Genomic DNA, 21,095 nt, shown 5'->3' with positions numbered 1-21,095 from the left:
GGAACAGGCCACGCGATGGATGGCCTCGCAGCCGTCACGCATCGACGCGATGCGCCTCCATGAGCTAACGGTGTTGCTTCAAGTTGCTAGCGTTTGCTATGGCAATTTTGTCTGAATGAGTCGAGGATCCAGGTGGAAACAATTGCTGGGCTCACTCTGGCGGGCCTATTCGCGTTGGTGCCGATATGACTGCGTGGACCTCAGCGCGGCATTTGCCTATTACACCCTGCAATCGATCTTCCCACTGCTGCTGATTGTTCTTTCGATTGCCTCTTGGTTTCTTGGTCGCCAGGTTGGGCTTGCTGACCAGATTGTTGATTACACGGCAGGTATTTTCCCCCCTTCCGTTGTTGCTCTTGTTCAGGAAACACTTGATAAGCTCACACGTCAGGGTGTTGGTGCTGGTTTGCTAGGTGCTGGTGTCTTGTTGGTGACGGCAACCAACGTTTATCTCACTTTGCAGCGCGGCGCTGATCGTATTTGGCAAGGTGTTTTGCCTCAGCAGCAAGATGATCGTCCCTGGCGGCAACACGTATGGTTTTTTATCAAAGTACGCCTTGAGGCATTTGTTGTGGTGCTGTTAATCGGTTTGCTGATTGTGGTGGATCAGATTAGTGCGAATCTGCGCGTGATTCCAGCGGAAGCGTTAGCTGAGTTCGTGCAATCTGTTCCCTGGATCGAAGGGGTTTTGCGCTATTTCCCTGTCTTCACGTTCGGTCGCTTTTTGATTCCTTGTCTCGGATTTGCGGGAATGGCGCTCTTGCTGCAGTTTCTGCTGCCCAGTCGTCGTGTTCCGATTCGGCCGTTAATCCCAGGTGCTGTCTTGATTGGTGTGTTGTTGACGGTGCTCAACCTGGCGGTAAGTCGCAGTATTCTTTCCTTGGGATCTCGCTTTCAGGCGTATGGCGTGATCGGCAGTGTTTTGGTTCTGACGCTTTGGGTTTGGATGATCGGTGTGGTGATCTATTTCGGACAGTGCTGGAGTGTGGAGATGGCCAAGGCGCGATTGAGCAGAAGCGGAGATCCGCACATGAAGTTGCCCTCTGTCCCCGCAGGGATCGGCGACACTGAAGTTTGATCTGAGCCGTTGATCCCTTGCGTTCTCCGATTCCCCTGGTTTGGATCGCATTGTTGGCCCTGGTGCTGCTGCCGACGGCAGCCGGGCGGGTTTTGCTTGATCTTGCAGGCGGGTTTGTGCTTTTGATGCTTGCCTTGCCGTTCGTGCTGGGTGGGGTTGGTTGGATCGGCTGGAAGTTGATGCAGAGTCGGATGCGCACCTGCCCTGCCTGCGGCACCGTGAATTTTGCAACTGCTGCTGTCTGTCAGATGTGCGGCACCGAACTGCCTTCCGTCTCAGGAGGCACGCCCGCGGAGGGAGGCTCGACACAACGAACGCAGGAGGTTTCTGTGCCGGCGAGTTCGGCCACCATTGACATCAGCGCTGAGGATGTGGACTGACGCTTAGGCCGTTTCCTGCTCCTGTTGCTGCAGTTCACCCAGCCGGCATTCCCGCAGGAAAAGGAACAGCGGTGCCCCGCAGGCAAAGGAGATGCCGAAACTGGCGATCAGGGCCACCCACCAGCGTTTCACCTTCAGCCTTTTGGCTTCTGCAACGATCCAGATGGTGATGCTTGAAGCGCCGATCAGAAGATCACGACTGAGGGAGCGGGCTGCAGGATTGATGTTTGCATCAGCAATGAATTGCTGGATGTCAAAGCTGTTGCCTCCGCTGGCCTGAATGAATTCAAGGTTGGCTTGCCAGGGAGCAACAGCCCCCACCAGTGCCAGGAGTAGATAGACCCATCGCAGTCCTTTGGTCATGGAGTGCTCCCGGCATCAAGAGGTCCTGTTGTCATGGTCTTTGGATCAAGCTGAAGCACCGTTTGCTCCACTGCCTCCAGAAGCTTTTCGCAGCGATCGAGATAGATCTGGCCTCGTTGGTAGGTCTGCTGAAGTTCCGCCAGGGGGATGCTGTCGTTCTGCAGTTGATTCAGCAGGAGATCCGCGGCCTGTAGAGCTTCCTCGTAGCTGAGGGTCTCCGCATCCTTCCGCCATTGTTTCAACGGGTCTTTGGTTGTCCTCGGGCCCATGAGAGTGGCGTCTCTGGCTTAACGCTAGGGGGTCAAAGAGTCGCTCGGCGCGACGTCTGGCACTGATTGCGGATCGAACTCTGTGCTGTGCGCTTGCACCCGAATCGAGCCGTCACTAAGTCGAACAACCAGCTCTTGCTCAGCCTCTACAGCGCTGACACTGCGAATGACTGAGCCGCTCGGTGATTCGAGGATGGCAAACCCGCGGGCCAGCCAGCGTTGGGGAGACAGGGCCTGCAACAGTTGCTTGCGCTGATCCAGTTGGCTGCGACGCTGGATCAGAACGTTGGGAAGACTGAGTTCCTGCCAGCTTTGCTGGCGCTCAGCCAGGCGCTGCCGCTGTCGTTCCGTCCACCAGTTGCGATGGTTGGTGAGTTGCCGTCTTCGCTCACTGATCTGTAGCTGCGCTGTGTCCCGTGAGGGCAGCAGAGCCACGATGGCGGCTGTGGGGGTTGCGGCGCGGTGATCCGCCACGAGGTCTGCGACGGTGAGATCGTCTTCATGGCCGATTCCGGTCACCACTGGTACGGGGAAGCTGGCCAGGCTGCGGCAGAGCCCTTCATCGTCGAACACCATCAGGTCTTCTCGGCTGCCGCCTCCGCGAGCGAGAACCAGGGCGTCTGGTTGCAGGCCTGCTGATGCATTGCGCAGCAGCTGGAGAGCAGCCTTGATGCGATCAGCGACGTCTCCCTGAACAGGAATGGCCATCACAACCAGTTCGGTCAGGGGCCAACGTTCTCTGGCGGTTCGCAGGATGTCGGCGAGGGCCGAACTGGGAACGCTGGTGAGCACCGCCACGCGCTGGGGGCTTTGGGGTAGAGGCCGCCGCCGGCTGGGATCAATCACCCCTTCGCTTTCCAGGAGCGACCGGACCGCCTCGAAACGGCGGAGCACTGTGCTCAGACTTGGACGCATGTCCAGGACTTGCACCGCGAGGCTGGCGCGCGCTGCCCAGAAATTGAGCTTGCCAACCACGGTGACCCCTTCGCCATCCGCAGGCACGTAGTTGAGTTGCTTGAGCTTGGAGGCCCAGGCCACTGCCGTAATGCTTGCCTCACCGTCGGTGAGGGTCAGCCAGAGGTGGCCTTTTTTGACCTGGGGACGAGATGCTGTGGCCTGCACCAGAAAACGAGGAGCAAAACCGCGTTCCAGTAGAGAACCGATGGCACCGTTCAGCTCCTGAACGGAATAGGTAGGGGGTGCGTCAGCGGTCAAGGCGTCGATAGGCCATGCCCCAGTAGAGACACAGCACGGCGAAGAACAGGGTGAGGAGAAGTCCCCAGGGTTGAAGGATCTGGGTGGCACTGATGGTGAACAGCACCAAAGCACTGCTGATCAACCGAGCGCCGTCACGGCGGTTATCGACAAAAAGTCGGGACAAGGCCAGTGGGCAGATGGCGATACTCTCGCGCAGCGCGGTCGCTTCCTTGGCATAAAAAGACCCCGCCTTTCGGTCGGCGGGGTTGGGCGACTCGGATGTGCTGAGTGGCTGAGCTGTCCTATTGATCAGCCCAGGCCGATCTGGGTGAGAATCCCTTGGCCGGTGAGCAGTTCGGTGCCAAGGCCGATGACGAAACCCAGCATGGCCAGACGGCCGTTCCAGGTTTCAGCGAAGTTGACGAAGCCAAAGCGAGTGTTGTCAGACATGGGAGCAGCTCCAAGACTTGCTAAAGGTAACAAAAAATTGAGATTGCTTGACGGCGTCGCGCTGAGTCGACTTCTGCCAGCTGAGTCATTGCCTCGGCTGGCCTCCATCTCGATGCAGTCTCGCTTTTGTCATGGCCGTCGCCGCGCTTGTGCGGGGGTCATCGGGCCAGGGATGTTTCGGATACCGCCCCCGCATTTCGCGACGGACGTCTTGATAGCTCCCCTGCCAGAACCCTGCTAAATCCTGTGTTCGTTGGAGTGGGCGACCGGCTGGTGAGAGCAGTTCGATGGTGACGGGCAGAGCGTGATCGAGCACATGGGGCCCTTGATCGCAGCCGAACATTTCCTGCAGTTTCACGGACAGCACCACCTCTTGATCGGTATAGCGCAGGCGCGCTGCGCGACCGGAGGGGATCATCACTGTGGGTGGCATGAGTCGATCCACACGTTGTCGTTCACTCCAGTCCAGTTCCCCCCAGAGCGCTTCGATCAGCCCGTCTTCTTGAAGATCCCGCCAGGCCATGCAGCCCATTAGTGCACTGCTCAGCCATGTTTCCGGTGCCTGGCGCAGATGGTCGACATCTCTGCAGGGCCATGGCTCTCCGCGCTGAAGGTGGAGCAGCTGTAGGCGTGCCCGCAGCTGTTCGCTGGCCTCGCCCCAGGGCAGCAGGGTCAGCCCCTGCTCCTGGATGCATTCGAGCAAGAGTTGGCAGGCGGCCTCCGGTGATGGTTTCGGTCGCGTTTTGGTCTGCAGCCTCAGGCCTCCGAGCCGCAGGGTGCTTTGGGCGCGGACGCTGCCGTTGGCCTCATCCCAGAACACATCCGTCTGCCAATCCCCTTCCAGTTCTGCTCGCTCCACTAACCAGGCTTTCGCGAGGGGCAGGGCCAGTTGGATCTGTGCATTGCTGTGGCCGAGATCAAGGCGAGCCACGGCCAGTGCCTCCTGACCAACCAGAGGGTCCTGTGGATGCAGGAGGGCACCTCGTCCCTGGCGCAATTGGTAGCGCCCCGGTTGTTGCTCGCGTTGTAGAGCCAGCCACTCTGGAAAGGCTGCCGCGATCAAGCTGGCGGCGATGGCCTCGTCTCCGTCTTGACTGGCGGGGGCATTGGCCCAGCCCGGCAGCTCGGTCTCGGGCAATTGTGGAAGTGCTTTGACCTGTTTCTGAAGTTGCTGGCTGAGCCGGCGGATGGCACCGACGCGTTCTCCCTTGCGTTGTCGCAGCAGCTGCAGGCGAGCCCCGAGGTCGACCCCGTGCTCCCGCGGGTTGAGAGGGTCGCGCTCGCTCAGGAGTGCGGCGAGGTCAGCGCCAAGCGTTGTGCATCCCCAGGCGCGGGCTTGAAGCAGAATCATCGCCAAGCGTGGGTGGGCGCCGAGTTGGGCGAGTTGATGGCCTGCCGCATTGAGGTGGCCAGAGGCTGTCAGGGCTCCTTGGGCCTGCAGTTGTTGCTTGCCCTCCAAAAGGGCTGGGCGTGGTGGTGGGTCGAGCCAATGCAGTTCATCCCCCAGCCCGGCGCCCCAAGCGGCCAGGTCGAGGACCAGGGGTTGTGGGTCACTCCTCAGGAGTTCGGGAAGATCATGGCGTGGTCTGCGCTGTTGTTCTGCCTGCGACCAGAGACGAATGCATTGGCCAGGGCCTTGACGTCCGGCCCTGCCTCGGCGTTGGTCAGCACTGGCCACACTGGAGGGCACGGTGATCAGTCCCTCCATGCCGCTGCCTGGGGAGTATTGGCTGTGGCGGCTGAGGCCGCTGTCGATCACCAGACGGACGCCGTCGATCGTGAGAGAGCTCTCCGCGATTGCCGTGGCAAGCACCACTCGCCCGTCGACATCGCGGCGGCAAGGGCGCAGCACTTGGCCTTGGGTTGCCAGGGGCTGCTGACCGTGGAGGCAGCAGATCTCCCAACCCTCAAGGGAAGGGGCTTGGGTGAGTTGCTCTCGGCAGCGTTCAAGCTCCCTGAGGCCAGGCAGAAACACCAGCAGGGTGGGAGGAGAGTCAGGGTCTCCCAGGTCGAGGCCATGCTGTTCGATGGCGCGGAGCACCGTGCGGTTGAGCTGTTCATCGGGGCGTGGCGGAAGGTGGTGGGTCTCCACCGGATAGGCACGGCCTTGGCTCGTGAGCATGGTGGCCTTCGGCAGCCGTTCTTGCAGGTCGCTGAGGTCCAGCGTCGCTGACATCAGCAGCAGCGAGAGGTCAGGACGCACCAGGGCCTGCGTGTCCCGCACCAGAGCCAGGGCCAGGTCGCTGTCGCGTCCCCGTTCGTGGAATTCGTCGAAGATCACGCAATCGATGCCCTCCAGTCCCGGGTCGGACTGCAGACGACGCAGAAACAGCCCTGAGGTGATCACCTCGAGGCGAGTTCGGCGGCTGCGCTGCTGTTCGTGGCGTACGGCGTAGCCGATCTGCTCTCCTAATGGCTCGTTCAGTTGATCCGCCAAGCGAGTGGCTGCCGCCTTGGTGGCGAGTCGCCGCGGTTCAAGCATGAGCAGGTTGCCCCTCATTGGGGGCAGGTTCGGCCAGCATCCGAGCAGGGCTAGGGGCGCTCGTGTGGTTTTGCCGGCTCCCGGGGGGGCCTGCAGAAGAACAATCGAGCCTGGACTCAGGTGCTGTCGCAGCTCCGGCAGCAGGGAGTCAATTGGGAACGAACCCGATGGGGCGTGAGGCAACGGGCTTGCAGTCAGCTGAAGAGATTGAGCAGGCCAACGAGCAGCAGGCTACTGACGGCACCGAGGGCAGCCAGCAGCCGCACAAGAGGACCTAGAGAGGCTTTGAGCGTGGCCATAAAGAAAACCTTAAGGGCCGTACTTCTTCTGTCTACCTTGTCTGGATGCGGTGTGCCGTAGTCATTCGCACGCCTTCACAGGATTGGGTGGCGTGGGTGTCTCCCTAGGGCTTAGCGCACGTGACGAGCGCCGTCGACGGGGTGGTATTCCTCGCCAGTGAGCTCTTCATAAACAATGGCTGGGAGTCCTGTCTCAAACATTGTTTGGAGGGCTTCCTTGAGATAAGGGTTCCAGCCTCCGGTGCTCACTTGACCGTGGCGCACTGTCCAGTCCCAGGTGCCCTGCAGGTCGCGAGGGATGCGGCCTTCGCGGTCACGGCGGGCCACCAGGTCAAGGGATTCCACCAGGCCCACCTGGATTGGCTCCTTGCCATAGGACGGAGTGAGGCTCAACTCAAGGCGCACGGGGTCATCCTTGAGCATGTGCAGTCGAAAGCGCGGAGGCAATTTCACGGATTTGATCACCGCTGCCACGATCCGTGTTCGTTGATCCACCTGGGAGTCCCCCTACGAGTCCAATCGGCGCTTTCATGGCAGCCTTTGCACCAACCTTATTCAGTCGGGGTTCTCGGAGGGCTCCTGGTCGCCGCTGAATCGCACCGTCAGCAGATCTTCGTCAGTGAGGCGACCGTCCTGGTCGAGCAACTCGGGATGCACCGTGACCTTCCCGGTTCGATCCTTATCAGGGTTGGCAGCCTTGAAGCCTTGGCCCATCACCTTGAAGGCCTGCCAAAGCAGCAGCACAAACACGGTGCCGTAGATCAGGGGAAACAGGCTGTTCAGCATGGTGAAGAGTCGAGGCGAGCTGTCCGGGGCTGAGGACTGGGATCGGGGCGTGTCTCAATCATCGCCGTTCTGGTCGCATCCGGTCACGTCTGCGGCGTCGAAGCTCGCGGATCTTCGTCTACATCCCTTCTACCGTCAGTCGATCGTGTCCATTGAGTTGTCGCTCATGAGGGGACTTCGTTCCTTGCCGGTGCTTGTCTCTGCTGTTGCCCTGGCGATCCCTCTGGTCCCATTGGCGACTCCCTCTCCAGTGCTGGCGCGCTCGGCAGCCCAGGCCCTGATTGCCCCAAGATCGTTTGTGGCGGAGGCGGTCCAGCGCAGCGGGCCTGCCGTTGTCACTCTGGAAACCCAGCGGACCGTGCAAACCGGTGGTGGGATCCCTGGCCTGCCTCAGGGGCTGATGATGGATCCCTTCTTCCGGCGTTTTTTCGGCCTTCAAGGATCTGCTGCCCCGCGGTCTCGCGTCGAGAGGGGGCAGGGAAGTGGCGTGATCTTTGATGCGTCAGGGCTTGTCCTCACCAATGCTCACGTGGTCGAGAACACCGACCAAGTGATGGTGGGCCTCCCCGATGGTCGTCGGGTGTCCGGCCAAGTGCTCGGACAGGACAGCCTGACTGATCTGGCAGTCGTGCGTCTTGATCAGGAGGGCCCCTGGCCTACAGCTCCTCTTGGAGACTCTGACCAATTGCTTGTCGGGGACTGGGCGATCGCTGTTGGCAATCCTTTTGGTCTTGAGAACACCGTGACGCTGGGCATCATCAGCAACCTCAATCGCAATGTGTCCCAGCTGGGAATTTCCGGAAAGCGCTTAGACCTGATTCAGACGGATGCCGCCATTAATCCCGGTAATTCCGGTGGCCCCCTGCTCAATGCAGCGGGTGAAGTGGTTGGGATCAACACCCTGGTCCGCTCAGGTCCAGGCGCTGGCCTCGGCTTCGCCATTCCGATCAATCGGGCTCGCACCATTGCCGGCCAGTTGGTCAGCACTGGGCGCGCTAGTCATCCGATGGTGGGTATCGGCTTGTCCTCGGTGCCCTCACCGCAACCCGGTGCTCCTGCTCCGCTAGGCGCTGTGGTTCGATCGTTGGTGCCTGCTGGTCCTGCTGCCCAGGCTGGCTTGCAGTTGGGGGATGTGATCGTTTCGATCGGCGGATCACGGGTCACTGGACCCGCTGATGTGGTCACGGCGGTGGACCGTCATGGCGTGGATCGGCCTTTGAATCTGGTCATCGACCGTGATGGTCAACCACTTCAGGTGACGATGACGCCGGTCGAGATGAGCGGCCTACAACCTTGATCAGGCGTCAGAATCGCGTAATTGATCCACGCAACGGGTGATGCATTCCCCGTCATCAAGGGAGCAGGTGGTGATGCACTGGAAATAGGTCTCCACGGAGTCCCATGTGTTCTCATGCTGCTGATCGGCTTCGCTGCCCTGGTTATTCAGGCCGTCATGGTTGGGCTGGATGCTTGTCATGGCAGGCCTGGAACAGTGAAATCAGCCTATGTACACAAAACCTGTGGGTAAAGCGAAATAAGTCTTCCTGCCTAACCAAGCATGAAGTTTCGTCTTGCGTTGGCCAGATTCTCTGTTACTGGCTCTTTTTGCGTTTCGCCTGTTTCTGCTTCTGTTTCTGCTGATTGGCTTTGCGTTTGGCTTCCCGATCAGCAGCAGCTTGGGCTTGCTTTGCCTGCTCAGCTTCCTCGTCTTTCTTCTCGAGGTAGTAGTCGTAATCGCCGCGATAGAGGATGAGCTCGCCATCGCGCAGTTCAACAATCCGATTGGCGACACGGGAGATGAAATAGCGGTCGTGCGAGACGAGAAGCGCTGCCCCTTCGTAGTCGCAAAGAGCCGTCTCCAGCATCTGCTTGGCTGGAATGTCGAGGTGGTTGGTGGGTTCGTCAAGCACCAGCAGGTTGCAGGGGCTGAGCAGCATCAATGCCAGGGCTAGGCGTGCTTTTTCTCCCCCGCTCAGTTTCCCTACCTCCTTGAACACGCTGTCGTTGCTGAAGCAGAAGCTGCCCAGCAGTGAGCGCACCTGGGTCTGAGTCCAGTCGGGCACGGCTTCGAACAAGGTGTCAATCACCGTTTTGCTGAGGTCCAAGGCTTCGGCCTGGTTCTGCTCGAAGTAACTGGCAATGATGTTGTGCTCGCCGAGCTTGGCACTGCCTTCATCGGGTGTCTCTAGTCCCATCACTAGGCGTAGCAGCGTGGATTTGCCGGCACCGTTGGGGCCCACGAAGGCGATGCGGTCACCGCGCTCTATCTCCAGTTCTGCCCCCAAAAAAAGAATGTGATCTCCGTAGGAATGGGTGAGATTGTCAATGCGAGCAACCTCTCGGCCGGAGCGAGGCGCAGCGGGAAATTGAAAGCTGGGGCCGCTGATGCTTTCGATTGGTGCATCCACGAGTGCAACCTTCTCCAGCTGCTTTTCACGACTTTTGGCCTGGGTGCTGCGGGTCGCGCTAGCTCTGAAGCGGTCGATATAGGCCTGCTGGGTGGCGAGCTCTTTCTGTTGTCTCTCGTAGGCGGCCTGCGTTGCTTCCAGTGCCTGGGCTTTCTGTTCGAGGTGGGCGGTGTAATTGCCGAGGTAGGAACGCGAGATCCCTCGCTCTGTGCTCACGATTTGATTGCAGATCCGGTCCAGGAAAGTGCGGTCGTGGCTGATGACCACGAGGGCCGCCGTCTGTTCGATGAGGTAACCCTCCAGCCATTGGATCGTTTCCACATCCAGGTGGTTGGTGGGTTCGTCGAGCAGCAGCAGGTCTGGGTCCTGAAGAAGGATTTTGCCCAGGGCGATTCGCATTTGCCAGCCGCCTGAGTAGTCGGCCACCGTGCGTTCGGCACCCTCCGGGGTGAAGCCAATCGTGGGTAGAAGTTTGTCGATACGGGCCTCCAGCTCATAGCCGTGCAGGCCTTCGAAGCGGGCCTGCAGCCGGCCGAGCTCGTGGATCAGCTGGTCAAGTTGCCCAGGATCATTCTGGACCTGCTCCGATCCCATCGCTGTTTCGACCTCGCGCTGGCGATTAAGGACGGCTGCTGCCTCGCCGAAAGCCTGGAACAGTTCCTCGCGCACTGTGCGCTTGGGGTCCACATCGAATTCCTGTTGGAGGTAGGCGATCCGGGGCTCCCCTTGGCGGACGACTTGTCCGGATGAGGGTTCTTCCAGCCCAGCGATCAATCGCAGCTGTGTGGATTTCCCCGCACCGTTGACGCCAACAAGGCCAATCCGGTCGCCGGCCTTGACCTCCCAGGTCACATCACGCAGCACCTCCCCAGTGGGATAGATCTTGCTGACGCGCTCCAGTCTCAGCACAAGGAAGGGGGCAGGCGGTTCTCATCATCCCGTGCGGGGGGTGCGATGCAGACTGGGAAGCTGAGAAGGGATCCCTTGGGCCATGCGCCGACTCGAACAGATCACCGCACTGGTGGTGGCTGCCGGCCTGGCGATCGTTAGTTATTGGTTGTTCTTCAGCTGGGCCGACGGTGGTGGCTACCGCCGCAACAAACAGCTGTCGGATCCAACGGCAAACCAGGAACGAACAATGCCTGACAAGGATCAGGGCGGTCTTCCTTGATCCTCAAGCCTTGGGTTGCGTCTCAGAGGCCTCCTCGGGCCTTGATCAGCCATTGCTTGGTGGAGTCATCATCCAGGCTATTGATGTGAGCCTTCACGTCTTCCGGGCTGACGGGAAGCCCCATGGACTCGCCAAGTTCGCAGATCGCCGTGATGGCGCCTGAGGGGTTCTGTAAGGCTTGGCGGAAGAGCCCGTTGGTGAGCGCATGGTCGCTCTCGATCCGGCGATAGAGCTCAGCGGCGTTGCTCATGGGGGCGGAATTAGCTCGACTTAACGCTATTCCTCCTGGATGGTTTTGGGCTGTGGCTGTTGCGTTCTGCTCAGGCTGCAAGGTCGAGATCGGCATCGCGTAGGCCAGTGGCTGATGCGTCTTCCATGCTGCGGGCGTCCATGCACAGAACCTTTCGCAACTGGGCATAGTTCGCGGCCTGTGAACGACGCCCCTCCTGGACAGCGCTGTACTCGGCCCGTTGCAACACATGGTGGAGGTGCGTGAGCAGATAGGTGCTGATCACGGCTGACACCAACACGTCGCTGTGTTCTTGGCTGCGGCGTGGCCGCCTGGCATTGCTGTTTTGGCTGCTGTTTTGGCCGGCAGCTTTCGCTTTTGACCGTGCTGGCTTGGCACTGTCTGCCCCCGTTGTGATGGCGCGGGTTGCACGACGACGGGGAGGCCTGCTTGGTAGTTCAGGTACCTGAATGCCACTGGCTTTTGGCTTTTGGACAGCTGGGGTTTGGCTTGTTTCCCCGGCGCTGGACGCCTGGCTGGCTGATCGGGGCATGGGCTCTCCGGAGGGGTGAGCGGTGTGCTGAAGAATGACCACAGCATAGTGCTGGATACTACCCTTGCGCATCTCAGTACACTTTTTAGTAGCTGTGATGTTTTCTGGGGCATGGCCACTCGCCAAACCTCATCGAGTGGGAAGACGAAGTCCCCTCGAATCCAGGTCGTGCTGCCTGAGGAGCTGTGTGTGCGCCTGTCGGCCTTGGCCGACCAGGAATCGCGCACGGTGAGCAACATGGCCAAGGTGCTGATTCAGCAGGGCCTCCAGCGCTTGGAGCAGGGCGAGGTCTCGACACCGCCAGCTCGTGCCCAGGCCTCGGTCGCGCCTCGTAATGCTGAACAGATCCGTTCCGAATTAGAGGCTCAGCCCCCCCGTCGCTTGCGCGGGGCTCCGCGTCGGTTGCGCCTTTACAAGCCCAGCTGATCCGGCCTGGCTGAACCGGCCTAGCCAATGGGGCCGACTGATGCGTTCGTGTTCTCCGGATTCAGAAGCCAGGAGGATTCGCAATCACGCCAAGCACGCTGCGTCCTCGGGCACCTGTTACTGCAGGCGCATTGCCCGGGTGCTGCTGGTGGTTCCACCAGGCCAAGAGCGCAAACACAAGGGCTTCACGGCTGTCCGCCGGTAGATCCAGTTCGTTGCTGCAGCGGACGCGCGTGCCACGACAACGTTGTTCCAGTTCGTGCATCAGGACGAGATTACGACAGCCTCCCCCGGCGGCGACCAACTCCTGGGGTCGCGGTAAGCCTCGCGCCACCATCTGATTGATGTCTTGGGCGACCACCGCTGCCGAGAAGGCGGTGAGGGTGGCGATGCAGTCGTCAGCGTTCTGGTGGTTTAGGTCTGTGAGTCGGCGCTGGAGATCCTGGCGGCCGAAGAGTTCACGGCCCGTGGATTTCGGTGGGGCCTGATGTAGGTAGGGCTCTTCAAGCCAGCGATGTAAAGCAGCTTCATCCACGTGTCCTCGACTGGCTCGCTGACCGTCTTTGTCCACGCGGTCTCTGCCGCCGCTGAAGTGCTCCACCGCCAGATCAATCAGCGTGTTGGCCGGTCCGCAGTCCCATCCGAGAACATCGGCTTTGCGATCCGGGCCTTGGGCCGGAGGGATCAGGGTGAGATTGGCAATGCCTCCGAGGTTGAGTAATGCCCGCCAGCCCGTCGCCGCTCCAAGCAGTGCGGCATCTGCCATCGGGACCAAAGGTGCCCCCTGTCCACCCAGGGCGAGGTCGGCGGCGCGGAAGTCATGCACCACAGGTCGCTTCAGGATTTGGGCGAGCAGAGGTGCCTGCAGCATCTGCCAACTCGCCCCCCTGCGGCCGGCGCGGTTTGTTGTTGAGCCAGGGGGGCGATGCCAAACCGTCTGGCCATGGCAGCCCACCAGCGCGGCTCGGCCTTCAGGATCACAGGCCTGGGCGGCAGCCGCCTGATGCTCGGTGATGGCTTCCGCCAGGTCGAGTAGATCGGAGGCCGTGTGCGGCACCCCCTGGCCTACAGCGAGGATTTGTTCCTGGAGCAGCGCTGGATAGGCAAGCGAGGCTTGTCGGATGAGCGACCAGCGGGGGTGCTGGGGGGAACCGTTGAACGAGGCCAGCACTGCATCCACCCCATCGGCGCTTGTGCCGCTCATCAGGCCCACAACGTGCATGTTGCTTAGTCCTTGGGCAGATCCTGCAGATCGTCGATCAGGCCCATCACCACCAACACATTGTCTTCCACCAGCATGTGCGAGGCCGGTGGGTTCACCGTTAGCTCCTTGGCAGGCCCTGCAGCGAGCACGTTCACCCGGTAGTTCTTGCGCAGATTGAGATCGCGTAGGGAACGCCCAACAAATCGGTTGGGCACCTTGATCTCTTCGATGCAGTGACGTTCATCCAATTCCAACCGTTCCATCAGGTTGGGTCGTACCAGTTCCAGGCCAAGACGCTCTCCCTGCATGCGTGACGGGAAGACAACACGGTCAGCACCGACGCGTTTGAGCATCTTCTCGTGAAGATCACTGGTCGCCCTGGCGATCACCCGCCGCACCCTGGTGCCTTCGCTGTCTTTGGCGATCAGCGTGGCCGTAATGCTGGCTTCGATGGGTTCGCTGATCGCAATCACCACGGTGTTCATGGCCAGGATGCCGGCTTCCCTTAGTGATTCCTCATCGGTGCAGTCGACGACCCGAGCTTCCACGGAGGGAAGTTGCTGCCTCAGTTCTTCGATGGCTCGCGCAGAACGATCAACCGCCAACACCTCAGCCCCGTTTTGGAGCAGTTGCTGGCAGACCGCAGTGCCAAAACGGCCCACTCCCACAATCCCGAAGCTCTCCAGTCGATCGTCCTGGGTGGGAGACCAATGCCACCACTCCCTCATGGCCTTCGCTCCTGCTCAGACATACACATCTTCGCGTGGGAAACCAATCCGATTCTGACGATTGAGCCTGTCGCGGTTGAGAGTCTCCCAGATGGCGCTGAGCAACAGCAGAATCCCCAGCCTTCCGACGAACATCCCTACGACCAGAACAAGCTGTCCAAAGCGGCTGAGGTTTTCGGTGACCCCCAGATCCAGACCGACGGTGGCGAAGGCGGAAATACAAGTGAACAGCAATTCGAGGAAGGTGAAGGGTTCATCTCCCTTGAGGTTGCTATTGAGCGCGAGTAGCAGCGCCATGGCGAGCACGAACAACAGCGAGGCCACGGTGATGCTCACGGCTCGAAGCACCACCTTGTCGGAGATCTGTCGGTTGCGGATCACCACTTCCTCACGGCCACGCAAGGTGGATCGGGTGGCGGCCATCAGGGCTACCACGGTGGTGGTTTTGACACCGCCACCTGTGCCGCCTGGGCTGGCGCCGATGAACATCAAGGTCATCAGCAGCAACAGCCCTGAATCGGACACGCTGTTAAGGGAAAGATGCACCGTGGTGAAGCCTGCGGTTCGGGAGCTGACCGATTCGAACAAGGCACTCATCAGCCTTTCCGGCCAGGCAAGCTTCGTCAGCAGTTGCCCCTGGGTCAGGCTTTCAGTCACCAGCAGCCCGAATGTGCCGATCGCGATCAGGATGATCGTGGCGCGGAGGACAAGGCGGGTGTGCAGGCTGAGGTTGCGACGTTGTAAGCGTCGGCGATTGGTCCAGAGGTCATTGGTGACCCTCCAGCCCAATCCACCGAGCACGATCAGCAGCAGCACCACGGCGTTCACCACTTTGTTGGTGCGGTAGTGCTCAAGGCTGTCGCTCCATAGCCCGAAGCCGGCGTTGTTGTAGGCCGAGATGCTGTGGAACAGCGCAGCCCAGAGCCGCCCACTTCCGCGGGGTAGATCGGTAAAACCGTAGAAGTACAGCACCAGTGCTCCCAGCACGATCAGGACGGCTGCTGTCAGGGCGATGCCGCGAAAGGTGTTCCCCACCCCGCCGACGCCAAATTCATCCAGGGTCTGACCGCGGTCGAGCCGCCGGCGCAGTGCTGTTCCACGCACCACAAATCCCTGCAGAAAGGTAGTGATGGCCATCAGACCGAGACCACCAACCAGAATCATTAGGGCCAATACACCCTGCCCAAAGCCGGTGAGATCCTGCCCCACGTCGATCACACTCAGCCCCGTCACCGTCACCGCCGAGGTGGCAGTGAAGAAGGCTTCCCACAGCCCGACGCCTGGACCGGAACAGAGGGGAGTGGCCAGCATCATCGTGCCGATGGCGACGACAAGCAGGCCCGTCACCACCGTGAACTGGGGCACTGTGAGCCGGCGGTACCAGGCTTGGGTGCGATGCAGGGCGGCGGGAATCGGCATCGATCAGGCGGCGCCGTAGTGCCAAAGGATGAGAGCGGGAACCAACAACGTCATCAGCAGAGTGAGGCCGGCGCCATAGCGAGGAACGTCGAGAAAGTGATAGCGGCCTGGTCCAAACACCATCAGGTTTGTTTGATAGCCCATTGGTGTCAGAAAGGACTGACTGGCGCCGAATAGCACCACAAGCAGCAAGGCCTGGGCCGGAATGCCCAGCGGTACCGATAGCTGGGTGGCCACCGGAATGAGCAGCGCAACGGATGCGGCATTGCTCATCACGCTGGTGATCAAATTGGTGGCCAGAAAAATCAGTAGCAGTGCCCAATAGGTCGGCCAGTGAAGCAGCAGCCGCTCCATGTCGGAGGCGAGTCCATCGGCCAGCCCACTGGTCTGCATCGCAATGCTGAAGCTGGAGAGTGATCCGAGCAGCAGAATCACATCGAGGCGTATCGACCGTTGCACTTCACCAGGTCGGAGGCAGCCCACCAGCACGAGCAGCACCACGGCGAACAACACCGATGCCACCAGAGGGATTTTGGTGAGCGAAGGGACCAGCAACATCAGCAGGGTGATGGCGATGGCCAGCGGTTTACGCCGGACGGTGGGTAGGTCGTTTTCCAGTTGGTCCAGCACCAACAGGTCGTTGCTGGCCTGCAGCCCGCGGATCGCATCCAGTGGAGCCTGGAGCAGCAAGACATCACCCTCACGCAGCACTGCTTGCCCTAGGCGCTCCTGCACGGTCTGTTGGCCGCGGCGAAGAGCCAGCACGGTGGCGTTGTGGCGTTGCCGGAAGCGAAGTTCGCGCAGACTGGCTCCAGCCAAGGTGGATCCGGCAGGCAAGAGAATCTCGACGGTTTTTTGTCCCCCTGCATCGCTTCCAAACAACGGGGCATCGACGGGTCCTAGAGGAGTCTGGTTTGTGGGTGGCCTGTCGGCGTCGGCCAGCTGCACGGTGTGCTCCTGCTGGAGACGAAGCAGGTCGGCACGGGTGACACGGAGTAGCAGCCTGTCGAAGGCTTCAATCTGTCGGTCGGCGAGAGGCGGCAGGATCCGTTCACTACCCCGTTGCAGTTCGAGTACATCGACGTCGAAGCGCCGTTGCAGGCGGCTGTGGCGCAGGGTCTGCCCCACCAGCATGGAATCGCCCGGGATGGTGACCTCGGTGAAATAGCCGGTCTGGGAAGGATTCGTCCCAAGCTGATCCCCGGAGGCACTGCGGTTGGGAAGGAGCACACCTGGCGCCAGCAGCATGTAGGCCGAGCCGACCAGCCAGACCGGGATTCCGATGGCGGTGAAGCTGAAGAGGTCGAGAGCGCCGTAACCAAGCTGCTGGCTGATGTCGCTGGCCAGCAGGTTCACTGAGCTCCCCAGCAGGGTGAGGGTGCCGCCCAAGAGGGTGGCGAACGACAGGGGCAGCAACACCCGGGATGGAGCGATGCGGCGCCTCTGACACCAGGTTTCCAGAACCGGTAACAGGCTGGCCACAATTGGCGTGTTAGGCACCACACCCGAAATCGGCCCGACCACCAGTGTGAGTAGCGCCACCATCCTTCGGGGCGTGCGGATGCTCTCGGAGGCGATCAGTTCCCGGAGGCGATCGAGTGCTCCACTGCGAAATAGTGCTGCGGAGACGGCGAACAGTCCCATCAGGGTGATCAGGGCGGGGCTCCCGAACCCGGCGAGTCCCTGCTCGGGGGTGAGCACATTGGTGCTCACCAGAAGGGCCACGCTGAGCAGACCGGTCAGTTCGGGGGCGAGAGCACCGGTGATGAACAGCACCACCGCTAGCCCGAGGACGGCCAGGGTGATCAGGGCCTCGGGGTGCTGGAGCGCCGCACTCAATTCGGCCATGGAGGGGCGTGCTCATTTGGCGTCTGCAAGGCCACCGTATCTGTGCTCGTTTCTGTGGGAAGTTCAGTCACGACTTCTCTGCCTTCCTCGCTGTCTTCTCTGTGTTCCTCGGGAGCTGGATCATTCCAGAAGGTTCGCTCGAGGCGTTGCTTGAGGCCCTTCAGACCCGTGCCGTCGGTTGCGGAGATGAAAATCACCTGCGGCTCCAGGCCGATCATTGAGGTGATCGCCTCCGCATGACATCGGTCGATCTGGTTTGCCACGACCTGTCGGGGCTTGTCGCATCCCAGTTGATCCAGAAGTCCTTGCACTGCTTTCAACTGGGCCTCCCAGTCCGGATCTGCCAGGTCGACCACCACCAGCAGCAGGTCGGCATCCAGTGCTTCTTCCAGGGTTGCGCGAAAGGCTTCCACCAAGGCGTCGGGCAGATCACGAATGAAGCCCACGGTGTCAGTGATCAGCAGCTCACGTGCAGCAGCAGCAGGTTGGGGCAGGGTGAGGCGGCGTGTGGTGGGATCGAGGGTGGCGAACAATTTGTTCTCCGCCAACACCTTTTTGTGCTCATGGCGTGAGCAGAGGGCATTGAGCAGAGACGATTTGCCGGCGTTTGTATAGCCCACCAAGGCCAGCCTCGGCAGGCCTTCACGGCGGTCGCGCAGGCGAGCGCGATGTTCTTGTAGTTGTCGCGTCGAGCGTCGAAGCGCTTCAATGCGGCGGCTGATTGCACGGCGATCCTTCTCGAGCTGGGTTTCCCCTGGTCCTCGGGTGCCGATGCCGCCCCCTTGTCGGGACAGACTGCGTCCCCGCCCCAGTAGACGGGGCAGGCGATAGCGCAGTTGGGCCAGTTCCACCTGGATCCGTCCGGCTGCACTGGCAGCGCGTTGGGCGAAAATGTCGAGGATCAGCTCGCTTCGATCCATCACCGGGCAGTCGAGCCAGCGTTCAAGATTTCTGGCCTGCACAGGGGAGAGTTCTCTGTCGGTGATCACCAAGGAGGCGTTATGCCGTCTTGCCTCCAGGGCTGCCTCCTGCAGTTTCCCAGTGCCCCAGAGGGTTTGTGGGTTGGCTGCTGATTGCTTTTGTTGGCACATCATCACGGGGTGTGCTCCGGCGCTGCGCACCAACCCCTCCAGCTCCGCCAGGTCCCGTTCGTTGCGATGGGGATCGGAGCCGCTGAGGGTGAGCAGCAACACACGCTCCTCGTCGGTGGCGGCCGGAACCGGCAACGCCGCTGGATCAGTGCTTTGGATTCCTGGAAGTTCTTCACTGCAGAGTTGGTGCAGCTGATCGCCGCCAACGGCAGACCATCCCAGGGGTGCCGTTGGGTCAGGGCGCCAGGCTGCTGCTGTCCAGTTCCCCCCCGCCTTCGCCTGACAGGGGTAACGCAACCAACTGTCCGGTCGCAGATCAAGAGCGACGACGGCCTCGCGGGAGTCGGGGCTGAGTGGTGCCTTGCTATTGACCTTCAAGCAGCTGATCAGTCGCCAATGGCGTTGATCTCCGGAGCGTCGTCGAGAGCTGCCTGGCACATGGGAGAGCAGCTGGCCCGATTCGCTCAGTGGCCCCACCCAGAGCAGACGGCAGAGCCCCCGGCTGTCAATCAGCAAATGCAGGGGTTGCTCCAGATCCAGCACTAACTCTGCGAGGCGTTCCAGGGTGAGGGGATCAGCCCCAGTCCCTTGGGGATGCCGGCGATGCCCGAGTCGTTCGGCTTGGCGCAGTTGGGAGGGACGCAGGCCTTTGGTTCGTCCCGCCAGGTGAGTTTGTTTCAACGGCTCAGCAACCACGCTCCGGCCGAACGCAGCCCCAGGGATGCTTTCGGGAGCCTGGCTAGATAGGTCAGCCGGCGCAGGTTGAATGCGAGAGGGCCGGCCATGGTCAGGCCCATGCCTGTCACGGTGGCGTTGCCCTTGCCCAGGCTGAGCATCTCGCCAAGGTCGTTGAAATGGAAGGGCTTCGGAGCCTGGTCTTGACGCATGGCCATCACGGTGGCTGCGGCTGCCTCACCTTGTTGCATCGCAACCTGAGCGGTGCTCGGCCAGCTGCTGGTTTTGGCATCGGCCTGGGAATGCATGGCCAGATCCCCGATCACCAGGCAATCGGGGATCGACAGGCTGCGAAGACTGGCATCGACGGCGAGCCTGTCGGTTGTCTCTGAGAGTTCTGGGGTGAGTGTGGGTCGGCTTGACCTGGTGCCAGCGGTCCAGATCAGGCCGTGGTGGGCCAGGGTGGTGGTTCGACCTTGGCCTGTGAAGGTCACGCTGTCGGCGGTCATGGTCTCCACCCTGGCGTTGAGGTGGCACTGGATGCCCTTGCGGCTGATGCTGGCTTCCGCTTGCTCTCGGTTGAAGGCGCGGGCTAGGGGCAGGATCTGATCTCCTTGCTCGATGAGGTGGAGTGCCACCCGTCCTTCCACCAGGTCGGCGAGTTTGCAGGCCAGCTCCACGCCTGTCGCTCCTGCTCCCACAATGATCAGGGCCGGTAACGTCCCGTTGATCTTGTTGCCGCTCAACCGTTGCACGGTGCGCAGCCGTTGACGCAGGCTCGTGACATCGGCCAGGGAATGGAAGTGCAGGGCATGCTCACGCACTCCAGGAATGCCGAAATCATTTGGTTTTGAGCCTGTCGCCAGAACCAGTTGGCCATAGGGGAGGTTCTGCCCGGATGCTGTTATCACTGTTTTCGACTGCCAGTTGATGCTGTTGACCCGATCCTTGATCAGAGAGATTCCGGAACTGTTGAGCAGGGTGTCGTAGCGAGGTGCAACCTCCCAGGGCTGCAGCTCACCGCTGAGAAGTTCGTAGAGCAGTGGAAGAAAGGCGAACTGCTCCCTGGGTTCCACAAGCACGATCGGTGGCCTGAGGTGCTGACGGCTGAGCCTGAGGGCAAGGGTGAGGCCGGCAAATCCTCCGCCCACGATCACAACAGGCTGGAACGGCGCCGCCTCACGGCCGTTGGATGGGGCGGACATGGGAGCAGCTCGGCAGTGGAATTGACCATAGGCATGCCATCACGGCCGCCGACATTGGAGGATGGAGTGATGACTGATGGCCCAACGAACACCGCCGCCGCCGGGTCCGCATCATTAGCGGCCGCCAGTTCAGCTGCAGAGGCGGTCGCTTTGGAGACAATGACGCCTTCAGAGCGACTGGGGTGGGCCCGGAAGCGGTTTGGGGCTGGATTCGCTCTCACGACCAGTTTTGGGATCCAGTCGTCGGTGCTGCTCCACATGCTCAGCACTCTCAAGGATTCACAAGACGTGCCTGTGATCTGGGTGGATACCGGCTACCTGCCGGCGGAGACCTACCGCTACGCCGATCAGCTCAGTGAGCGCTTCAACCTTAAATTGCATGTAGCCCAGAGCACGCTCTCACCGGCTCGGATGGAGGCCCTTCACGGTCGCCTGTGGGAGACCGGAGAGGTGGAAGATCTCGAGCTCTATCACCAACTCCGCAAGGTGGAGCCCCTCGAGGCAGCCATGGCCGCATTGGATGTGACCTGCTGGGCTAGTGGTGTGCGGCGTGGTCAGACGGACCACCGCAAGACGATGGGCTGGCTGGAGCCGATGCGGGGCAGATTGTCGTTGAGGCCTCTTCTGAGTTGGACTCCTCGGGATGTGTTTTATTACATGCAGGAGCATGATCTTCCCCAGCATCCCTTGTTCGAACAGGGATATTCGACGGTGGGTGATTGGCATTCCAGTGCGCCTGAGGGGGCTGAGCAATCCGGACGTCAGACCCGTTTCGGTGGGCTCAAGCAGGAATGTGGAATCCACCTCCCGGGCGTGATGGGTGACGGCATCTAG

The 21,095-nt window shown here is 61.0% G+C and carries 24 protein-coding genes; 6 read left to right on the top strand and 18 right to left on the bottom strand.

From position 1 onward, the window contains the following. Positions 1–115: 115 nt before the first annotated feature. Both DXY10_RS06805 and DXY10_RS06800 read left to right on the top strand, forming a co-directional pair. Entirely contained in the window at positions 116–1,078 is a 963-nt protein-coding gene (locus tag DXY10_RS06805) for a YihY/virulence factor BrkB family protein (protein WP_115017623.1), read from the top strand. Between the two features lie 17 nt (positions 1,079–1,095). Continuing rightward, a complete protein-coding gene (locus DXY10_RS06800) occupies positions 1,096–1,458 on the top strand; it encodes a zinc finger Ran-binding domain-containing protein (RefSeq protein WP_115017622.1) in 363 nt (120 codons plus the stop codon). A 3-nt stretch (positions 1,459–1,461) separates the two neighbouring features. Here the strand turns inward: DXY10_RS06800 and DXY10_RS06795 are convergent, their stop codons facing one another. The 8 genes from DXY10_RS06795 to DXY10_RS06765 all read right to left on the bottom strand — a co-directional run bounded on the left by DXY10_RS06795 (position 1,462) and on the right by DXY10_RS06765 (position 7,304). Then, the gene (locus DXY10_RS06795; RefSeq protein WP_115017619.1) at positions 1,462–1,821 is read right to left on the bottom strand and encodes a DUF2834 domain-containing protein; all 360 of its coding nucleotides are present in this window, start codon (positions 1,819–1,821) and stop codon (positions 1,462–1,464) included. Continuing rightward, positions 1,818–2,090, bottom strand: a complete 273-nt coding sequence (xseB, locus tag DXY10_RS06790; protein ID WP_115017617.1) for an exodeoxyribonuclease VII small subunit — start codon at positions 2,088–2,090, stop codon at positions 1,818–1,820. The genes DXY10_RS06795 and xseB overlap by 4 nt, the downstream gene beginning before the upstream one ends. 24 nt (positions 2,091–2,114) lie before the next feature. Continuing rightward, positions 2,115–3,305 carry an exodeoxyribonuclease VII large subunit gene (gene xseA, locus DXY10_RS06785; protein ID WP_115017614.1) on the bottom strand — a complete coding sequence of 397 codons (1,191 nt, stop codon included), beginning with the start codon at positions 3,303–3,305 and terminating at the stop codon, positions 2,115–2,117. Next, positions 3,295–3,471, bottom strand: coding sequence for a hypothetical protein (locus DXY10_RS14545; RefSeq protein ID WP_170955730.1), 177 nt, complete (start codon positions 3,469–3,471; stop codon positions 3,295–3,297). The genes xseA and DXY10_RS14545 overlap by 11 nt, the downstream gene beginning before the upstream one ends. A 125-nt stretch (positions 3,472–3,596) precedes the next feature. Next, positions 3,597–3,737 carry a chlorophyll a/b-binding protein gene (locus tag DXY10_RS06780; RefSeq protein WP_115017659.1) on the bottom strand — a complete coding sequence of 47 codons (141 nt, stop codon included), beginning with the start codon at positions 3,735–3,737 and terminating at the stop codon, positions 3,597–3,599. 85 nt (positions 3,738–3,822) lie between these two features. Beyond that, positions 3,823–6,402, bottom strand: coding sequence for an ATP-dependent helicase HrpB (gene hrpB / locus DXY10_RS06775; RefSeq protein ID WP_115017611.1), 2,580 nt, complete (start codon positions 6,400–6,402; stop codon positions 3,823–3,825). 227 nt (positions 6,403–6,629) lie between these two features. After that, entirely contained in the window at positions 6,630–7,013 is a 384-nt protein-coding gene (locus tag DXY10_RS06770; RefSeq protein WP_115017609.1) for a hypothetical protein, read from the bottom strand. Positions 7,014–7,073: 60 nt separating this feature from the next. Beyond that, positions 7,074–7,304: a DUF2973 domain-containing protein gene (locus tag DXY10_RS06765; RefSeq protein ID WP_115017606.1), complete on the bottom strand. Its 231-nt coding sequence runs from the start codon at positions 7,302–7,304 to the stop codon at positions 7,074–7,076. 166 nt (positions 7,305–7,470) lie between these two features. Between DXY10_RS06765 and DXY10_RS06760 the strand changes: the two genes are divergently transcribed. Beyond that, positions 7,471–8,601, top strand: a complete 1,131-nt coding sequence (locus DXY10_RS06760; protein ID WP_115017657.1) for a trypsin-like peptidase domain-containing protein — start codon at positions 7,471–7,473, stop codon at positions 8,599–8,601. Here DXY10_RS06760 and DXY10_RS06755 read toward each other — a convergent pair whose 3' ends face one another. Both DXY10_RS06755 and DXY10_RS06750 read right to left on the bottom strand, forming a co-directional pair. Then, positions 8,602–8,781: a hypothetical protein gene (locus tag DXY10_RS06755; protein ID WP_115017603.1), complete on the bottom strand. Its 180-nt coding sequence runs from the start codon at positions 8,779–8,781 to the stop codon at positions 8,602–8,604. 115 nt (positions 8,782–8,896) lie between these two features. Continuing rightward, positions 8,897–10,621, bottom strand: a complete 1,725-nt coding sequence (locus tag DXY10_RS06750; RefSeq protein WP_115017601.1) for an ABC-F family ATP-binding cassette domain-containing protein — start codon at positions 10,619–10,621, stop codon at positions 8,897–8,899. An 82-nt stretch (positions 10,622–10,703) separates the two neighbouring features. On the opposite strand from DXY10_RS06750, the gene DXY10_RS06745 reads away from it, so the two are divergent. Then, on the top strand, positions 10,704–10,883 hold the full coding sequence (locus tag DXY10_RS06745; protein ID WP_115017599.1) for a hypothetical protein: 180 nt from the start codon (positions 10,704–10,706) through the stop codon (positions 10,881–10,883). A gap of 22 nt (positions 10,884–10,905) precedes the next feature. Here the strand turns inward: DXY10_RS06745 and DXY10_RS06740 are convergent, their stop codons facing one another. Continuing rightward, positions 10,906–11,133, bottom strand: coding sequence for a hypothetical protein (locus DXY10_RS06740; protein WP_115017597.1), 228 nt, complete (start codon positions 11,131–11,133; stop codon positions 10,906–10,908). A gap of 70 nt (positions 11,134–11,203) precedes the next feature. Continuing rightward, positions 11,204–11,530, bottom strand: a complete 327-nt coding sequence (locus DXY10_RS14870) for a hypothetical protein (protein WP_115017654.1) — start codon at positions 11,528–11,530, stop codon at positions 11,204–11,206. Between the two features lie 246 nt (positions 11,531–11,776). On the opposite strand from DXY10_RS14870, the gene DXY10_RS06730 reads away from it, so the two are divergent. Next, positions 11,777–12,091 carry a hypothetical protein gene (locus DXY10_RS06730; RefSeq protein ID WP_115017594.1) on the top strand — a complete coding sequence of 105 codons (315 nt, stop codon included), beginning with the start codon at positions 11,777–11,779 and terminating at the stop codon, positions 12,089–12,091. Positions 12,092–12,152: 61 nt separating this feature from the next. Here DXY10_RS06730 and DXY10_RS06725 read toward each other — a convergent pair whose 3' ends face one another. The 6 genes from DXY10_RS06725 to DXY10_RS06700 are packed head-to-tail and all read right to left on the bottom strand — an operon-like array spanning position 12,153 to position 20,261. Continuing rightward, on the bottom strand, positions 12,153–13,313 hold the full coding sequence (locus DXY10_RS06725) for an anhydro-N-acetylmuramic acid kinase (RefSeq protein WP_115017592.1): 1,161 nt from the start codon (positions 13,311–13,313) through the stop codon (positions 12,153–12,155). A gap of 5 nt (positions 13,314–13,318) precedes the next feature. Beyond that, positions 13,319–14,023 carry a TrkA family potassium uptake protein gene (locus DXY10_RS06720; RefSeq protein ID WP_115017589.1) on the bottom strand — a complete coding sequence of 235 codons (705 nt, stop codon included), beginning with the start codon at positions 14,021–14,023 and terminating at the stop codon, positions 13,319–13,321. Between the two features lie 15 nt (positions 14,024–14,038). Next, the gene (locus tag DXY10_RS06715) at positions 14,039–15,442 is read right to left on the bottom strand and encodes a TrkH family potassium uptake protein (protein WP_115017586.1); all 1,404 of its coding nucleotides are present in this window, start codon (positions 15,440–15,442) and stop codon (positions 14,039–14,041) included. 3 nt (positions 15,443–15,445) lie between these two features. Continuing rightward, on the bottom strand, positions 15,446–17,290 hold the full coding sequence (locus DXY10_RS06710) for an SLC13 family permease (RefSeq protein ID WP_115017583.1): 1,845 nt from the start codon (positions 17,288–17,290) through the stop codon (positions 15,446–15,448). Beyond that, a complete protein-coding gene (hflX, locus tag DXY10_RS06705; RefSeq protein WP_115017651.1) occupies positions 17,278–19,062 on the bottom strand; it encodes a GTPase HflX in 1,785 nt (594 codons plus the stop codon). The genes DXY10_RS06710 and hflX overlap by 13 nt, the downstream gene beginning before the upstream one ends. Next, positions 19,059–20,261, bottom strand: a complete 1,203-nt coding sequence (locus tag DXY10_RS06700; protein ID WP_115017580.1) for an NAD(P)/FAD-dependent oxidoreductase — start codon at positions 20,259–20,261, stop codon at positions 19,059–19,061. Before DXY10_RS06700 ends, hflX begins: the two co-directional genes overlap by 4 nt. Before the next feature lie 69 nt (positions 20,262–20,330). Between DXY10_RS06700 and DXY10_RS06695 the strand changes: the two genes are divergently transcribed. Then, positions 20,331–21,095: a phosphoadenylyl-sulfate reductase gene (locus DXY10_RS06695; protein ID WP_115017649.1), complete on the top strand. Its 765-nt coding sequence runs from the start codon at positions 20,331–20,333 to the stop codon at positions 21,093–21,095.

It is taken from the genome of Synechococcus sp. UW140, from assembly GCF_900474295.1.
Classification (GTDB): Bacteria; Cyanobacteriota; Cyanobacteriia; order PCC-6307; family Cyanobiaceae; genus Synechococcus_C.
Note: the sequence above shows the minus strand (reverse complement) of the source record. Positions and strands in the feature narration are given on the sequence as shown.

Excerpts from the sequence above, each read along its gene's own strand:
- DXY10_RS06740 (WP_115017597.1), bottom strand. The coding sequence starts at position 11,133 with ATGAGCAACGCCGCTGAGCTCTATCGCCGGATCGAGAGCGACCATGCG.
- DXY10_RS06805 (WP_115017623.1), top strand. The coding sequence starts at position 116 with ATGAGTCGAGGATCCAGGTGGAAACAATTGCTGGGCTCACTCTGGCGG.
- DXY10_RS06745 (WP_115017599.1), top strand. The coding sequence starts at position 10,704 with ATGCGCCGACTCGAACAGATCACCGCACTGGTGGTGGCTGCCGGCCTG.
- DXY10_RS06730 (WP_115017594.1), top strand. The coding sequence starts at position 11,777 with ATGGCCACTCGCCAAACCTCATCGAGTGGGAAGACGAAGTCCCCTCGA.
- DXY10_RS06755 (WP_115017603.1), bottom strand. The coding sequence starts at position 8,781 with ATGACAAGCATCCAGCCCAACCATGACGGCCTGAATAACCAGGGCAGC.
- DXY10_RS06715 (WP_115017586.1), bottom strand. The coding sequence starts at position 15,442 with ATGCCGATTCCCGCCGCCCTGCATCGCACCCAAGCCTGGTACCGCCGG.
- DXY10_RS06760 (WP_115017657.1), top strand. The coding sequence starts at position 7,471 with ATGAGGGGACTTCGTTCCTTGCCGGTGCTTGTCTCTGCTGTTGCCCTG.
- DXY10_RS06765 (WP_115017606.1), bottom strand. The coding sequence starts at position 7,304 with ATGCTGAACAGCCTGTTTCCCCTGATCTACGGCACCGTGTTTGTGCTG.
- xseB (WP_115017617.1), bottom strand. The coding sequence starts at position 2,090 with ATGGGCCCGAGGACAACCAAAGACCCGTTGAAACAATGGCGGAAGGAT.
- DXY10_RS06795 (WP_115017619.1), bottom strand. The coding sequence starts at position 1,821 with ATGACCAAAGGACTGCGATGGGTCTATCTACTCCTGGCACTGGTGGGG.
- DXY10_RS06780 (WP_115017659.1), bottom strand. The coding sequence starts at position 3,737 with ATGTCTGACAACACTCGCTTTGGCTTCGTCAACTTCGCTGAAACCTGG.
- DXY10_RS06700 (WP_115017580.1), bottom strand. The coding sequence starts at position 20,261 with ATGTCCGCCCCATCCAACGGCCGTGAGGCGGCGCCGTTCCAGCCTGTT.
- DXY10_RS06725 (WP_115017592.1), bottom strand. The coding sequence starts at position 13,313 with ATGCACGTTGTGGGCCTGATGAGCGGCACAAGCGCCGATGGGGTGGAT.
- DXY10_RS06710 (WP_115017583.1), bottom strand. The coding sequence starts at position 17,290 with ATGGCCGAATTGAGTGCGGCGCTCCAGCACCCCGAGGCCCTGATCACC.
- DXY10_RS06695 (WP_115017649.1), top strand. The coding sequence starts at position 20,331 with ATGACTGATGGCCCAACGAACACCGCCGCCGCCGGGTCCGCATCATTA.
- DXY10_RS06720 (WP_115017589.1), bottom strand. The coding sequence starts at position 14,023 with ATGAGGGAGTGGTGGCATTGGTCTCCCACCCAGGACGATCGACTGGAG.